The sequence below is a fragment of the Novosphingobium sp. AP12 genome, assembly GCF_000281975.1.
Classification (GTDB): domain Bacteria; phylum Pseudomonadota; class Alphaproteobacteria; order Sphingomonadales; family Sphingomonadaceae; genus Novosphingobium.
Genome location: NZ_AKKE01000108.1, coordinates 1 through 14,123, shown reverse-complemented (window position 1 = coordinate 14,123; position 14,123 = coordinate 1). Strand labels below are relative to the sequence as shown.

Genomic DNA, 14,123 nt, shown 5'->3' with positions numbered 1-14,123 from the left:
TGGCTGGTGCCCCGCCGTGACCGTTTCGGCGGCGCCGGCACGGCGGTGGTCGTGGCGCTGTTCCTGACTGCGCTGTGGAGCTTGGCCGGGCTCGCGGCGAAAACCTCGGACGCCGCGATCTTCGCGCCGTCGCTGGCGGAAAGCGCGCGCAACCTTGGTTGGCTGGTAGTGATCTATCGCCTGTTCGCGAGCGATGGGCGCCACGCCAGCCTTGCCCCGATCCGGCCGGTGATTGTCTCGCTCGCCTGCGTGGAACTGGTGCACCTCGCCGTCGACTACGGCCTGTCGCGCCTGGCCATCGACCGCGAAGTGCTGCGAATAGCGTTCGAGTTCAATGTGATGTTCCGCTTGCTGGTGACGGTCGGCGGGCTGGTGCTGGTCCACAACCTCTACGCCGGCGCCCCGCGAGAGGCGCGCGCCGCGCTGCGCTGGCCGGCTGCGGGACTGGCTGTCCTCTGGGCCTTCGACCTCAACCTTTACACGATCGCGTACCTTGCCGGCACCTGGCCCTACGAGATCGCCGCGCTGCGAGGGGCCGCGACCGTGGCTCTGGCGGTCTGCATCGCCATCGCGGCCGCCGCAAACCGCGACGACCTGCGTCTGCGGCCGTCGCGCGCGGTGACGTTCCAGACTTTCTCGCTGCTGGTGATCGGCGTCTACCTCGTCTCCATGGTCGCCGTGGCGCAGTGGCTGTCCTACGCGGGCGGCAATTTCGCGCGGCTGATCGAACTGGCGTTCCTGACGTTGGCAAGCGCCGTGGCGCTGGTGGTCCTGCCCTCGCGCCGGGTGCGCGGCTGGCTCAAGGTCACGCTCGCCAAGCACTTCTTCCAGCACCGCTACGACTACCGCGAGGAGTGGCTGCGCTTCACCCGCACCATCGGCAGCGGCGGCGACCAGTCCGCGCCGCTGGGCGAGCGCGTGGTCCAGTCGATCGCCGATGTGTTCGAGAGCCCCGCCGGACTGCTGCTCACCCCCGGCGATCAGGGCGAACTGACGCTCGCGGCGCGCTGGGGCTGGCCCGAGATCGAAGTGCCTGCGGTCGCCATCCCGGTCGGCGCCCTTGGTCATTTCGAGCGCACCGGTTACATTGCAGACCTCGACGACGTGCGCGCCGGTGCCGCCCGGGGCGACGGCGAGAACGAGCTGCCCGACTGGCTCGTCGACCATCCGCGCGCCTGGGCGCTGATCCCGTTGGTCCATTACGAGCGCCTCGTCGGCATGGTCGTGCTCGCCCGCCCGCAACTGGCGCGCAAGTTCGACTGGGAGGATTTCGACCTCCTGCGCGTCATCGGCCAGCAGGTGGCGAGCTACCTCGCCGAGAACTCCAGCCAGGAAGCACTGGCCGAGTCCGCGCGCTTCGAGGACTTCCACCGCCGCATCGCCTTCGTGATGCACGACATCAAGAATCTCGCCAGCCAGTTCAGCCTGCTTGCCCGCAATGCCGAGCTGCATGCCGAGAAGCCCGCCTTCCGCGCCGACATGCTGGTGACGCTGCGCAATTCCTCGGACAAGCTCAACGCCCTCCTGGCGCGCCTGTCGCGCTACGGCTCGGGCGGGGGCGACAAGCTGGAGGAAGTGCCTGCCGCCGAAGTCCTGTCGGTGGTGATGGAGCGTTTCCGCGCGAGCCCGCAGGTCGTGCTGGCAGAGATCCGCAACGTCGCCATCACCGCCAACCGCCATTCGCTCGAGCAGGTGCTGATGCACCTCGTGCAGAACGCGATCGACGCCAGCCGCGCGGAAGTCCCGGTGTTCGTGTCGCTCTCGCTCGACGGCCTGAACGCGCGGTTCGAAGTGCTCGATTCCGGCTGCGGGATGAGCGCCGACTTCGTCCGTAATCGCTTGTTCAAGCCCTTCGTCTCGACCAAGAGCGGCGGCTTCGGCATCGGCGCCTTCGAGGCGCGCGAACTGGTGCGGGCGATGCGCGGGCGGCTCGACGTGGAATCGCGCGAGGGATTGGGCTCGCGCTTCGTCGTGCGCCTCCCGCTCGCGGCTGCGAGCGAGATCTACCAGACCATGACAACGCACGACCAGAAGGTAGCGTGATGACCGAAACCCTGGACAAGCTGCCCAAGCTCCTGATCGTCGAGGACGATGCCGGACTGCAGGTGCAGCTGAAGTGGGCCTACGAGGACTTCGAGGTATTCGTCGCCGGCGACCGCGCCAGCGCCATCGCCCTGCTGCGCTCGGAAATGCCGGACGTCGTCACTCTCGACCTCGGCCTGCCGCCAGACCCGGACGGCACCACCGAGGGCTTCGCCGTGCTCGACGAGATCATGGCGCTCAAGCCGGACACCAAGGTCGTCGTCGCCTCGGGCCACGGCGCGCGGGAATCCGCGCTGCAGGCGATCGCGCGCGGGGCCTACGACTTCTACCAGAAGCCGGTCGACATCGACGCGCTGGGGCACATCGTCCGCCGTGCGCTCCAGCTCCACCGGCTCGAGGACGAGAACCGCCGCCTCGCCGGCAAGGTCGAGAAGGACGAGAAGGTCCTTGGCCGGATGATCACCGCCGCGCCCGAGATGGTCCGCGTCGCGCGCACGATCGAGCGGGTGGCGAACACCAGTGTCTCGGTCATGCTGCTCGGCGCGAGCGGCACCGGCAAGGAACTGCTGGCGCGCGGCCTCCACGATGCCAGCGGCCGCGCCAGCCGCGAGTTCGTGGTCATCAACTGCGCCGCGATCCCGGAAAACCTGCTCGAAAGCGAGCTGTTCGGCCACGAGAAGGGCGCCTTCACCGGCGCGGTCAAGACCACCCACGGCAAGATCGAGCAGGCGGCCGGCGGCACCCTGTTCCTCGACGAAGTGGGCGACATCCCGCTCCAGCTCCAGGTCAAGCTGCTGCGCTTCCTCCAGGAGCGCGTGATCGAGCGCGTCGGCAGCCGCGAATCCATTCCCGTCGATACCCGCGTGGTCTGCGCCACCCACCAGAACCTCGAGGCGATGATCGCCGAGGGCCGGTTCCGCGAAGACCTCTACTACCGCCTCGCCGAGATCGTCGTGCGCATCCCCAGCCTCGCCGAGCGGCCGGGCGACCCGACCCTGCTGGCGAAGGCGTTCCTCAATCGCTACGCCAAGGAAATGAACCCCAGCGTGCGCGGTTTCGCCGCCGATGCGCTTGCCGCGATCGACGCCTGGGGCTGGCCGGGCAACGTGCGCGAGCTGGAGAACCGGGTGAAGCGCGCGGTGATCATGGCCGACGAGAAGCTGGTCGGCGCCGCCGACCTCGACCTTGCCGAGCCGGACGAACAGGTCGTCAACGCGCTAAACCTCAAGACCGCGCGTGAGCAGTCGGACCGCAAGGTGATCCGCCACGCGCTCGCCCGCAGTGAGGGCAACATCTCCAGCACCGCCAAGATGCTCGGGATCAGCCGGCCGACGCTCTACGATCTGCTCAAGCAATACGACCTCCAGTCCTGACGCCGGAACAGTCGGGGGGCACGTGGCAAGGGGCAGGGGTATCACCGCATGGCTGGGCGTTTCGGCGCTCGTCCCGCTGCTGTGCCTTGCCGCGCTGTTCGCCAGCCTCGGCGCCCGTCCCGCGCATGGCGAGGGACCAAGCCCGGGCGCGCTGATCGAGCAGGCCCGCCGCGCCATCGCGCGCGGTGACGGGATCGACGCGGAAGTTAAGCTGGAGGAAGCGCTTGAGCACGGCGCTCCGCGCGCCGACGTCAATGCGCTGATGGGGCAGGCGCTCATGGCGCAGGATCGCCGCGACCGCGCGCGGCCGTGGCTGGCGCCGGGCCGGTTCTCGCCCGCCACCGCCGCCGCCGGATGGCGCTCGCTGGGCCTGCTGGAGCGCCTCGACGACAATCTTCCCGCCTCGGGCCGCGCCTATGACCGGGCGCTAGCGATCATCCCGAAGGACCCTTCGCTCTGGGTCGAGATCGGCCGGCTGCGCTACGCCGGGGGCGAGCACCGGCTAGCCTTGGAGGCTGCGGAACATGCTCTCGCGCTTGATGCCGCCAGCGTGCGCGCGCTCGAGTTCCGGGGGCAGCTGATCCGCGATCGCTACGGCCTGCTCGCGGGGCTTCCGTGGTTCGAGCGGGCCATCGTCAACGATCCGAAGGACATGCCGGTCCTGCTCGAATATGCCGCGACGCTAGGCGAACTTGGCCGGGCGAGCGAGTGCGTGACGGTGACCCGCCGCGTGCTCCAACTCAGCCCCAAGAACCCGCGTGCCTATTACCTGCAGGCGGCGCTGGCGGCGCGGGCGGGCAAATATGCGCTGGCGCGCGGTTTGCTGGCGCGCACCAAGGGCAAGCTGGACGCGCAGCCGGGCGTACAGATGCTGCGCGGCGTGGTCGAGATCGCGGCGGGCAACCCGGCCGCCGCCGCCGAGGCGCTGGAAGCGGTGCTCGCCGTGCGCCCCGACAGCCTGCACGCGCGCGAACTGCTGGTGCGGGCGATCCTGATGGGCGGCCAGTACCGCTACGCCACGCTGCGCTTTGCCGGTGATATCGCGCAGGGCCAGGCGTCGCCTTATCTGCTGATATCGGTGGCGCGGGCGTGGGAAGCGCTTGGTGACCGCCAGCGCGCCGGAGAACTGCTCGACCGTGCCGCGCGCCCGGCCTCCCCACTGCGAGTGCTGGGGGACGCGGGCCGAATCGGCGCGCTGCTGGAACTGGGCCAGACCGGCTCGGCGCAGGCGGCAGCCGAAGCGGCGCGGCGCTCCGACCCGGGCTTCTACGATGCCCAGGCGCTGGCGGGCGACGTCCAGCTGGCACTCGGGCACGGCGGTGAAGCGCAGGTGCGCTATGGGCTGGCGGCAGAGATCCGCCTGCCCGAAAGCCTGTTCCTTCGCCGGTTCGCGGCCTACGCCATGGCGCGGGACCCGAAGGGCGGCCACGATCTCGTCGAAGGTTACCTGCGCCAGAACCCCACCAGCCGGCCGGCCCTGCGCGCGGCCGCGCAGATGGCGGCCGGCAGCGGCGATTTCGGACGCGCGCGGAGCATCCTGTCGTGGCTGCGGGACAATGGCGGGGAGGGAGACGTCGCGCTGCTCAGCGACCTCGCCATGGCGGAGGCGCGCAGCGGCGATCTCGAAGCGGCGCGCAGTGCTGCCCTGTCGGCTTACGGACTTCAACGCTCGAGCCCGCTGGCGACCCAGGCGCTGGGCTACGCGGACGCCGCGCTCGGTGGCCGGGATGCCGAGGCAAGGGCCCTGCTCTACAAGGCGCAGGCGATCGCGGGAAAGACGCCGCTGATCGCCGAGGCTAGGGCGAGCCTGCACGCCCGCAGATAATCGTCGTACCGCACTTGATCCGGGACCGCCGTGTGCCCCTGAGACCCTCTGAAGCACAGCGGTGTCCCCGTCTCCGTCCGGAAGACGGGATTGCAAGAGGGAGCGTCCGGCACTGGAGGGCTGGTCCTCGCCGTTTTCCTACATCGAAACGGGCTGCTACCTTCGCGCAGGTTCTTTCACATCGTCGGCATCACGCCTGCTTTTCCTTACAAGGAAGGCACCCGCGCGCTTGTAATTCATCAACTTGCCCGCCCCGACAAAAGCGGGCGCGGAGCGAGCCGGATTAAATTCCCGTCATCCTACCTGGGCTGGTAGGTCTGCTCGGCGCCCGGGAAGCTGCGGTCGCGCACTTCCGCGGCGTATTGCGCCGCCGCCTCGGACACGAGCGAGGCCATGTCGGCATAGCGCTTCACGAAACGCGGCACGCGCTCGAACATGCCGAGCATGTCCTCGGTGACGAGCACTTGTCCGTCGCACTGCGCCGAGCCCCCGATGCCGATGGACGGGCAAGCGATCGCCTGCGTCGCCGCGATGGCGATGGGCTCGACCACGCCCTCGATGACGATCGCAAACGCGCCGGCCTCGTCGAGCGACTTCGCGTCCAGGACGATCTTCTGCGCCTCGGCCTCGCTGCGGCCACGCGCGTTGTAGCCGCCGAGCACGTTCACCGCCTGCGGGGTCAGGCCGATATGACCCATCACCGGGATGCCGCGCTCGTTGAGGAAGCGCACGGTCTCGGCCATCGCCACGCCGCCCTCGAGCTTCACGCCCGCGCAGCCGGTCTCCTTGAGCAGCCGCGCCGCGTTCTCGAACGCCTGCTGGGGCGACTGTTCGTAGGAGCCGAAGGGCATGTCGACGATCACGGCGGCATGATAGCTGCCCCGCACGACGGCGGCGCCGTGGGCGATCATCATCTCGAGCGTGACGGGCACGCTGGAGGGCAGCCCGTAGATCACCTGACCCAGGCTGTCGCCCACCAGCAGCAGGTCGCAGTGCTCGTCAAGCAGCTGGGCCTGGCGGGCCGTATAGGCGGTCAGCATCACGATGGGCTCAGCCGTGACGCCGTCCTTCTTGCGGCGGCGGATGGCCGGGATCGTCAGGCGCTTCATCGGCGCAGGCGTGGGGTTGGCGCGGCTGGTCGCGGTGTCGAGCTGGAAGGTCGTGGACATGGGGGGCTTCTAGCGCTGCGATTGGCCCCCGACAATTCCCTGAGCTGGCCCGCGTCCCGGCCGCGCGACTATCTTATCACAGCGTCGTAATTTTATTACGAATATGGGGAATCTCCTACACTGGCCTCTTGCCAAGAGCCTGCTTGTCGTTAGCCTCCCGCCATTCGCAAATTCGGGGGTCCACGAATGTTCGGACGCGTAAAGCCGCTCGACGCCATCCTGGCGACGGCGGAAAAGAAATCTCTTCACCGGTCCCTGGGCGCCTTCCAGTTGACCATGCTCGGTATCGGCGCCGTCATCGGCACCGGTATTTTCGTCCTCACCGCCGAGGCCGCCCAGAAGGCCGGCCCGGGCATGATGCTCTCCTTCGTCATCGCCGGCTTCGTCTGCGCCGTAGCCGCGCTCTGCTACGCCGAGATGGCAGCCATGGTGCCCGTCTCGGGGTCCGCCTACACCTACAGCTACGCAGTCATGGGCGAGACCGTCGCCTGGATGGTGGGCTGGGCGCTGATCCTGGAGTACGCGATCGCCGCCGGCGCAGTGTCGGTGGGTTGGTCGGGCTATTTCATCGGCTGGCTCAACACGAGCTTCGACCTCAACATACCGCTGGCGTTTGTACGCGGGCCGTTTGACGGCGGCATCATCAACCTGCCCGCGATGCTGATCGCGACGCTCGTGACCCTGCTGCTTATCAAGGGCACCAAGGAAAGCGCCACGGTCAACGCGGTGCTGGTGGGGGTGAAGATCCTCGCGCTCACCCTGTTCGTCGCGCTGACCATCCCGGTCATCAAGAGCGGGCAGTTCACCCCGTTCGCACCGCTCGGCTTCGCCGGTATCTCCGGTGCGGCCGCCTCGATCTTCTTCGCCTACGTCGGTTTCGACGCGGTTTCGACCGCTGCGGAGGAAACGAAGAACCCGCAGCGCAACATGCCGATCGGTCTGATCGGCAGCCTCGCGATCTGCACCATCTTCTACATGCTCGTCGCGGCGGGCGTCATCGGCACAGTCGGCGCGCAGCCGGTCTTCGGACCGGGCGGTGAAGCGCTGTCGCCGGGAACGCCCGCGCTGGCGCAGGCCTGCGGCTCCATCCAGGACGCCGCCGTGGTCTGCTCCAAGGAAGCGCTGGCCTGGACGCTGAGGCAGGTGGGCTATCCCTTCGTGGGCTGGCTGGTCGGTGCAGCGGCGATCATCGCGCTGCCTTCGGTCATCCTGATGATGATGTTCGGCCAGACCCGCATCTTCTTCGTCATGAGCCGCGACGGTCTGCTGCCTGAGTTCTTCTCCAAGGTTCACCCCCGGTTCCACACGCCGCACGTCATCACCATGCTGACCGGTGTCTTCGTGGCACTGTTCGCCGCGTTCTTCCCGGTCGGCCTGCTCGCCGACGTCTCCAACTCGGGCACGCTGTTTGCGTTCGCGGCCGTGTCGATCGCGGTGATGGTACTGCGCAAGACCGACCCCACCCGCAAGCGTCCGTTCCGCACGCCGGCGGTGATGGTCACCGCGCCCGTCGCCATCGCCGGGTGCATCTACCTGTTCTTCAGCCTGTCGTTCCACACGATCGCGCTGTTCGTGGGTTGGGCGATCCTCGGCCTCATCGTCTACTACGCGTACAGCCGCAGTCGCAGCCACGTAGGGCGCGGCCTCGTCGAAGTGCACGAAGGTGACGTTGATGCTCCGCCGCCGCCGGTCCCGCCGGTGGCCTGAGGGCCGTCACGCAAACCAAACGGAAAAGGGGAGCGCCGAGCGCTCCCCTTTTTTGTGCTCAGGATATGCCGAGGTTATCCCCGCCTTATCCACAGGACTGCCGACAGGCCGTCACAGGACTCCCATCGCTATCGTGTCAGCGGTCATGGCGTCGATCATGCCTTGCCTGCCCTCGATCTTCCCGCCTCCCAGGAAGTTGACGATGTCGTCGCTTAGGCGCTGGGTCTGGGTGGCGAAGACCCCGTGCGGCTCGCCCTCGTACTCGATAAGGTCGGCCGATGGCACCTGTGCCGCCACTTCGCGCCCCGTCGCCTCGATCGGGACGGTCGCGTCGGCGGTGCCGTGGATCACCAGCGTCGGCACCTGGAAGTGCGGCAGGTCCGGGCGGAAGTCCGTGTAGGCGAAGGCCCCTGCCGACTGGATGGTGGCGTACTGGCTGGCCTGCATGGTCGTCTGCCAGGCCCAGTGCAATTCCTCGTCGCTCACCGGATGGCTGAGCAGGCCGACACCGTAGAACTGCTTGAAGAAGGACGTGAAGAACTTGCGAAAATCAGTCTTCATTCCCTCGGTCATGTCCGCGAAGACCTTGTCGGGTACGCCCTTGGGATTATCGTCGGTCCGCGCCATGAACGGAACCACCGAGGAGACGAGCACGGCCTGCGATACGCCGCGGCCGCCGTGGCGGGACATGTAGCGCGCAATTTCCCCGCCGCCCATCGAGAAGCCCACCAGCGCGACGTCGTCGGTTGCGCCGGTCGCGGCCATCACGTCGGCGAGATCGTCGGTGAACGTGTCGTAGTCATAGCCTTTGTCGGCGTGGTCCGAGCGACCGAAGCCGCGGCGGTCGTACGCAATGGCGCGGTAGCCGGCCTCAGCCAGCGCGATCATCACCGGGTCCCACGAATCGGCCGACAGCGGCCAGCCGTGGATGAGGACCACCGGGCGACCTGCGCCGAGTGTCTTGACGCGTAGGTTGGTGCCGTCGCGGGTCTGGATCATTGTCATGTATGCATCTCCTTGCCGCTGAAAGGTTGGAGGAATCCGGGCCGTTCCATGCCGCTTGATTGCATGAGGTGCGCCGTGGCCCTGAAGCGGTGAAGCGAACGCGGGCCCGCTAACGACCACTTAACCTCGAAGCTGCCATGACTCGCCCACGACATGACGAGAGGGAGAGCTTGATGGCATTTCTCAAGGCGCTGATCCCGGCGGCGCTGCTGACCTGGATCGTGGCGGGCGTAATGGGATCGAACGGTTCGCGCGGGGGGATGCTGGCGATCGAGCACGCCCTAGTCCGGGGCCACGGCTTCTACTGGTCCTGGCCTTTGTTCCTCGCGGCGACAGCGCTCGGCTGGGCCATCCTTGCGATGATGGACTAAGGAAACGAAGCTAGACCTTGCGGCTTATTCCCGCATGGCCTTCCCCCCGCTCGACCGTATCGTCCTGACCTTCCTGCTCATGGCGTGCCTGTTCATGGCGGGGAGGTCGTGGCTGCGAGATCATCCCCAGCACGACCCGTGGACCCCCCTAGCCCTGGACGATCCGGCGGGCTGGGCGACTTCGCGCAAGCTGGCGGCGCTGCGGGGCGACGCCGTGCAATGCCGTGCCTTCCTCGATCGCAGCGGCATCACGGCGATGGCGCTTCCTGCGGCGGGCGAGGGGGCATGCAGGCGGGATGATCGCAAACTGCTCGCCGCGCCAGCGCACTTCGACGTCGCGCTGCGGCCGGGAGGTGCCCAGGCGACCTGTGCGATCGACGCGGGGCTCGCCTGGTGGCTCCGGCACGGCGTCCAGCCAGCCGCCGAAGCAGCGCTGGGTAGCCGCGTCGTGGGCATCCAGTACCTCGGCACGGCCAACTGCCGTCGCATCGGTGGAGGAGACGAGGGTAACTGGAGCGAACATGCGACCGGCAACGCGATCGACATCGCGGGCTTCGTGCTTGCGGATGGGCGGCGAATCAGCGTCCTGAGGGATTGGGACGCGACCGGGTCGTCACCGGAAGTTTCCGGCTTCCTCCACATGGTACGCGACAGCGCTTGCACGAGTTTTTCGACGGTGCTGTCGCCCGACTACAACGCCGCGCATGCCAACCACCTGCACCTCGACCAGGCGAAGCGCAGCGGCGGGTGGAGCGCCTGTCGCTGACAGGACACGTGGACATGCCGATGCTGGAGAGAAAAGAAATGGTGACCCCTACGAGAATCGAACTCGTGTTTCAGCCGTGAGAGGGCCGCGTCCTAACCGCTAGACGAAGGGGCCGTTAAGCCATTTTCGGTTTGCCACACCATCCAAGGATGGTGACCCCTACGGGAATCGAACCCGTGTTTCAGCCGTGAAAGGGCCGCGTCCTAACCGCTAGACGAAGGGGCCGTACCGGGTTGCGCCGGAGGCAGGACCGGCCCTCTAGCGGGGGTCCGCGGGGGGGTCAACCCCCTGCCTGCGATAAAAATGACGTTGGCGTTTCAGTCGCAGAAAGCGGCATCGTCGAGGTGCAGTTCGGCCTGGGGGCGGCTGCCCCAGTCGTCGATCTTCGCGCGTCCTGCGAGCCACAGGCGGCGCCCCTGGGAGGCGTGGAGCAGGGCCTGGCCCATCTCGCTCTCGGCGGAGCGAAACGCCATCGCCTTGAAGCGGCCGCCGTCGGGCCCGCTGACGATCAGGCGCAGGTGGTCGGCGCCCACCACGTCGGCCTTGACGATGCGCACGGGGCCGACGGCGACGCGCGGGCCGGGCCAGCCCATGCCGTAGGGGCCGGCGCTTTCCAGCGTCTCCACGAGCTGCGGGGTGAGGCCGCCGGGCGAGAGCGCGAGGTCGAGCAGCATCGACTGGCTTGCGCTGGCGCGCGACACGTCGGTGGCAAGGTGAGTGTCCAGCCAGTCCGACAGTGCGTCGAGCTTGCCCGGCGCGATCGTCAGGCCGGCCGCCATGGCGTGTCCGCCGCCCGCGACGAGCAGGTCCATCTCGCGCGCGGCGATGATCGCGGCGCCCAGGTCCACGCCCGAGATCGAGCGGCCCGAACCCTTGCCGTTGCCGCCCTCGTCGGCGCCGAGCGCGATGACGAGAGAGGGCTTGCCGGTCTTTTCCTTGATGCGCCCGGCGACGATGCCGATGACGCCCGGGTGCCAGCCTTCGCCGGCGACGACGATCACCGAGCGGTTGTGCTGCCGGTCGATCTGCATCTCGGCCATTTCCTGCACCGCCTGCTCGATCCCGCGCCGCTCGTCGTTGAGGCGGGAGAGCTGGGCGGCGATGTCGCGCGCCTCGTCGGGGTCGGTGGTGGTCAGGAGGCGCACGCCGAGCGTCGATTCGCCCACGCGCCCGCCGGCATTGATGCGCGGACCCAGCGCGAAGCCGAGGTCGCTGCAGGTCGGTGCGCGGCTCAGCCGGCTGGCGTCGATCAGCGCAGACATGCCGATGTTCTCGCGCTTGCCCATGACCTTGAGGCCCTGCGCAACGAAGGCGCGGTTGAGCCCGTGGAGCGCGGCGACGTCCGCCACGGTGCCGAGCGCGACGAGGTCGAGCAGGGCGAACAGATCGGGCTCGCGCCGGGTTTCGAAGAAGCCGCGCTTGCGCAGGGTGCGGACCGTCGCCACGGCCAGCAGGAACGCCACGCCGACCGCCGCGAGGTGGCCATGGCTGGCGGCAAGGTCGTCCTCGTCGAGGCGATTGGGATTGACCAGGGCTGCTGCGCGGGGAAGTTCGGGCGAGCACTTGTGGTGGTCGACCACGATCACGTCGACGCCGGCCTGGTGCGCCATCTCCAGGGCCTCGTGCGCCATCGCGCCGCAGTCGACGGTCACGATCAGGCTTGAACCTTCGCCGGCGATGCGCACCAGCGCTTCGCCCGAGGGGCCGTAGCCTTCGAGCAGGCGGTCGGGGATGTAGTAGCGCGCGTCGTGGCCGAGGCCGCGCAGCAGCAGGATGAGCAGCGCCGCGCTGGTGGCGCCGTCGACGTCGTAGTCGCCGTAGACGGTCACCGCCTCGCCGGTCATGACGGCCTGGGCGATACGCTCGGCGGCGGCGTCCATGTCGCGGAAGGCGGACGGGTCGGGCAGGAAGGCGCGCAGCGAGGGGTTGCGATGGCGCTCGAGGTCTTCGCGGGCGACGCCGCGGGACAGCAGGAGCTGGGTGACGATGTCGTCCTCGAGCCCGGCAGGCCCCGCACCGAACCCGTCACTGAGGTCCATGTTGCCACCGCGCCAGCGCCAGGCCTTGCCTGTGAGCGAGCGATCGATCCCGAAGACGCTTGCGGATCGTGATTCCATAATCACGCGCGTTACCCGTTCCGCGCCGGGACGGGAAGGGCCCGAAATTCGCCGGTCCCCGCATTTCGTGACGGCATTTGTCGTTGGTTGCAGGCGCCGCGACTGAGTAGGATCGAAGAAACGGGGAGAGGGAGGCATCGAAATGCTCATCGGCAGGAAGTTGCGGCTTGCATGGGTGGCAGTACCGGTCGTCGTCGTGCCTATGGCGGTACTTGCCGCAGGCGATGCCGCGCCGATTGCACGCTATGACATGCGGGCGGGAACCGTGTCCGGTTTCGGGAGCGCGGGAGGCGGCATGGGTGCGGCGATGAGCATGATGATGGGCGGGGGCGGCAGCCAGGTCCAGCATGAGCTCTACCTGCGCCTCGGCTCCGCGCAGGCGCCCGCAGGTGGCAAGGCCAGGGCCGACCACTTCATGCCGCCCGCCGCGAAGCTGGGCAAGTCGGTGGCGCTCACTATCCCGCCGCGCGCCGAGGAGACGCCCGATCTGCTGCCCGAGAAGCCCAAGGGCCGCCTGCTGATCTTCTGGGGCTGCGGCGAACATGCGCCCAAGGGCCAGCCGGTGATCATCGACTTCGCCAAGGTCGCGGCGGGGCAGGTTCCGCCGGGCATGCCCGGTTCGGCGGTCATCCGGGACTGGGGGCCGACAGCGGAGAACTCCCGCACGTTCGCGCGCTGGCCGGCAGAGGATCACAAGTACGTGAAGGCCGATAGCTCGCTGGTTGGCCCGCACAAGGTAGTAAGCAGTTATACGCCCGAGATCGCCTTCACGCTGGCCAGGGATTTCATGGCGCCGATCACCTCTACCACCGCGAAGCTCCCGAGCGGCGCCTCGCGCCTGACCTGGACGGGAGTTCCGGGCGCGACGGCCTGGCTCGCCTTCGTCACCGGCGGCAAGCAGGGGCCGGGCGGCGAGATGGGTGACATGGTGATGTGGACGAGCAGTTCGGACCGGCAGTTCGGCGGGGGCTTGGCGGACTGGGTCTCACCCGAGCAGGCGGCTTCGCTGGTGAAGTCCGGCACGCTGATGGGCCCCGCCACGACGAGCTGCGCGGTTCCGGCCGAGGTGATCGCGGCCTCGCCGGACTTCCGCGTGGGCACGCTCACCGCCTTCGGTCCGCAGGAGAGCTTCGCCTATCCGCCGCGCCCCGCAGATACGAAGGTCGCGTGGAAGCCCGACTGGACCGCGCGCATCCGCCACCGATCGACGACCAGCTGGATGCAGGCGCAGGGCATGGAGATGGGCGCAGCCGGGATGACCGGCGAAGGCAACGAAGGCGAGGAGGGCGAGAAGAAACCGCCGTGCAAGCCCAAGAAGTCGGGCCTTGGCGGAATGCTGGGTGGCATCGGCGCGATCGGCGGTATCGTCGGCGGAGGCAACAAGGGCTGCTGATTCTTTGCTCGCGATTCTCTGGCACAGTCGTACCGGCGCAGCACGCGCCATGGCCGAGGCAATTCATGCCGGGGCCAATTCGGAAGACCCTGACGCGGCGCGGTCGATTGCCGCTGCCGATGCGCAGCCGCAGGATTTGCTGGCGGCGCAGGCTTACCTGTTCGTATGCCCGGAGAACCTGGGTACGATGACGGGCATGATGAAGGAAATGTTCGACCGCTGCTATTACCCGCTTCTCGGCCGGGTCGAGGGCCGACCTTATGCCACCGCCATCGCGGCGGGATCGGACGGACGCGGGGCCCAGACCCAGATCGACCGGATCGTCACCGGCTGGGGGGGGGGGGGGGGGGGGGG

Annotated in this window: 11 protein-coding genes and 2 tRNA genes; 8 read left to right on the top strand and 5 right to left on the bottom strand. The window is 68.3% G+C overall.

The features are described from left to right. The 3 genes from prsK to PMI02_RS15405 form a co-directional block, all read left to right on the top strand. On the top strand, window positions 1-2,043 hold a 2,043-nt coding region (gene prsK, locus PMI02_RS15415), incomplete at its 5' end, for an XrtA/PEP-CTERM system histidine kinase PrsK (RefSeq protein ID WP_007684440.1). Continuing rightward, window positions 2,043-3,416: a PEP-CTERM-box response regulator transcription factor gene (gene prsR / locus PMI02_RS15410; RefSeq protein WP_007684439.1), complete on the top strand. Its 1,374-nt coding sequence runs from the start codon at window positions 2,043-2,045 to the stop codon at window positions 3,414-3,416. The genes prsK and prsR, both read left to right, overlap by 1 nt. A 22-nt stretch (window positions 3,417-3,438) precedes the next feature. Then, entirely contained in the window at window positions 3,439-5,241 is a 1,803-nt protein-coding gene (locus PMI02_RS15405) for a tetratricopeptide repeat protein (protein WP_007684433.1), read from the top strand. Window positions 5,242-5,540: 299 nt separating this feature from the next. On the opposite strand, the gene panB is transcribed toward PMI02_RS15405, so the two are convergent. Further along, on the bottom strand, window positions 5,541-6,410 hold the full coding sequence (gene panB / locus PMI02_RS15400; RefSeq protein WP_007684432.1) for a 3-methyl-2-oxobutanoate hydroxymethyltransferase: 870 nt from the start codon (window positions 6,408-6,410) through the stop codon (window positions 5,541-5,543). Between the two features lie 186 nt (window positions 6,411-6,596). On the opposite strand from panB, the gene PMI02_RS15395 reads away from it, so the two are divergent. Then, window positions 6,597-8,117 (top strand): amino acid permease, encoded by a 1,521-nt coding sequence (locus PMI02_RS15395; protein WP_007684430.1) that lies wholly within the window; start codon window positions 6,597-6,599, stop codon window positions 8,115-8,117. A gap of 111 nt (window positions 8,118-8,228) precedes the next feature. On the opposite strand, the gene PMI02_RS15390 is transcribed toward PMI02_RS15395, so the two are convergent. Next, window positions 8,229-9,122, bottom strand: a complete 894-nt coding sequence (locus PMI02_RS15390; RefSeq protein WP_007684429.1) for an alpha/beta fold hydrolase — start codon at window positions 9,120-9,122, stop codon at window positions 8,229-8,231. Between the two features lie 173 nt (window positions 9,123-9,295). Between PMI02_RS15390 and PMI02_RS15385 the strand changes: the two genes are divergently transcribed. Together PMI02_RS15385 and PMI02_RS15380 are read left to right on the top strand one after the other, a co-directional pair. Then, entirely contained in the window at window positions 9,296-9,493 is a 198-nt protein-coding gene (locus tag PMI02_RS15385; protein ID WP_007684428.1) for a hypothetical protein, read from the top strand. A 34-nt stretch (window positions 9,494-9,527) separates the two neighbouring features. Further along, the gene (locus PMI02_RS15380; protein ID WP_007684427.1) at window positions 9,528-10,259 is read left to right on the top strand and encodes an extensin family protein; all 732 of its coding nucleotides are present in this window, start codon (window positions 9,528-9,530) and stop codon (window positions 10,257-10,259) included. A gap of 39 nt (window positions 10,260-10,298) precedes the next feature. On the opposite strand, the gene PMI02_RS15375 is transcribed toward PMI02_RS15380, so the two are convergent. The 3 genes from PMI02_RS15375 to recJ all read right to left on the bottom strand — a co-directional run bounded on the left by PMI02_RS15375 (window position 10,299) and on the right by recJ (window position 12,376). Then, a tRNA-Glu gene (locus tag PMI02_RS15375) sits at window positions 10,299-10,373 on the bottom strand. A 36-nt stretch (window positions 10,374-10,409) separates the two neighbouring features. Next, window positions 10,410-10,484 (bottom strand) — tRNA-Glu (locus tag PMI02_RS15370). 92 nt (window positions 10,485-10,576) lie between these two features. Then, window positions 10,577-12,376, bottom strand: coding sequence for a single-stranded-DNA-specific exonuclease RecJ (gene recJ, locus PMI02_RS15365; RefSeq protein ID WP_036504091.1), 1,800 nt, complete (start codon window positions 12,374-12,376; stop codon window positions 10,577-10,579). A 142-nt stretch (window positions 12,377-12,518) separates the two neighbouring features. On the opposite strand from recJ, the gene PMI02_RS15360 reads away from it, so the two are divergent. Together PMI02_RS15360 and PMI02_RS15355 are read left to right on the top strand one after the other, a co-directional pair. Further along, window positions 12,519-13,769, top strand: coding sequence for a hypothetical protein (locus PMI02_RS15360; RefSeq protein WP_007684425.1), 1,251 nt, complete (start codon window positions 12,519-12,521; stop codon window positions 13,767-13,769). 49 nt (window positions 13,770-13,818) lie between these two features. Continuing rightward, on the top strand, window positions 13,819-14,123 hold a 305-nt coding region (locus PMI02_RS15355; protein ID WP_007684424.1), incomplete at its 3' end, for an NAD(P)H-dependent oxidoreductase.

Excerpts from the sequence above, each read along its gene's own strand:
- prsR (WP_007684439.1), top strand. The coding sequence starts at position 2,043 with ATGACCGAAACCCTGGACAAGCTGCCCAAGCTCCTGATCGTCGAGGAC.
- panB (WP_007684432.1), bottom strand. The coding sequence starts at position 6,410 with ATGTCCACGACCTTCCAGCTCGACACCGCGACCAGCCGCGCCAACCCC.
- PMI02_RS15395 (WP_007684430.1), top strand. The coding sequence starts at position 6,597 with ATGTTCGGACGCGTAAAGCCGCTCGACGCCATCCTGGCGACGGCGGAA.
- PMI02_RS15390 (WP_007684429.1), bottom strand. The coding sequence starts at position 9,122 with ATGACAATGATCCAGACCCGCGACGGCACCAACCTACGCGTCAAGACA.
- PMI02_RS15385 (WP_007684428.1), top strand. The coding sequence starts at position 9,296 with ATGGCATTTCTCAAGGCGCTGATCCCGGCGGCGCTGCTGACCTGGATC.
- PMI02_RS15380 (WP_007684427.1), top strand. The coding sequence starts at position 9,528 with ATGGCCTTCCCCCCGCTCGACCGTATCGTCCTGACCTTCCTGCTCATG.
- recJ (WP_036504091.1), bottom strand. The coding sequence starts at position 12,376 with ATGGAATCACGATCCGCAAGCGTCTTCGGGATCGATCGCTCGCTCACA.
- PMI02_RS15360 (WP_007684425.1), top strand. The coding sequence starts at position 12,519 with ATGCTCATCGGCAGGAAGTTGCGGCTTGCATGGGTGGCAGTACCGGTC.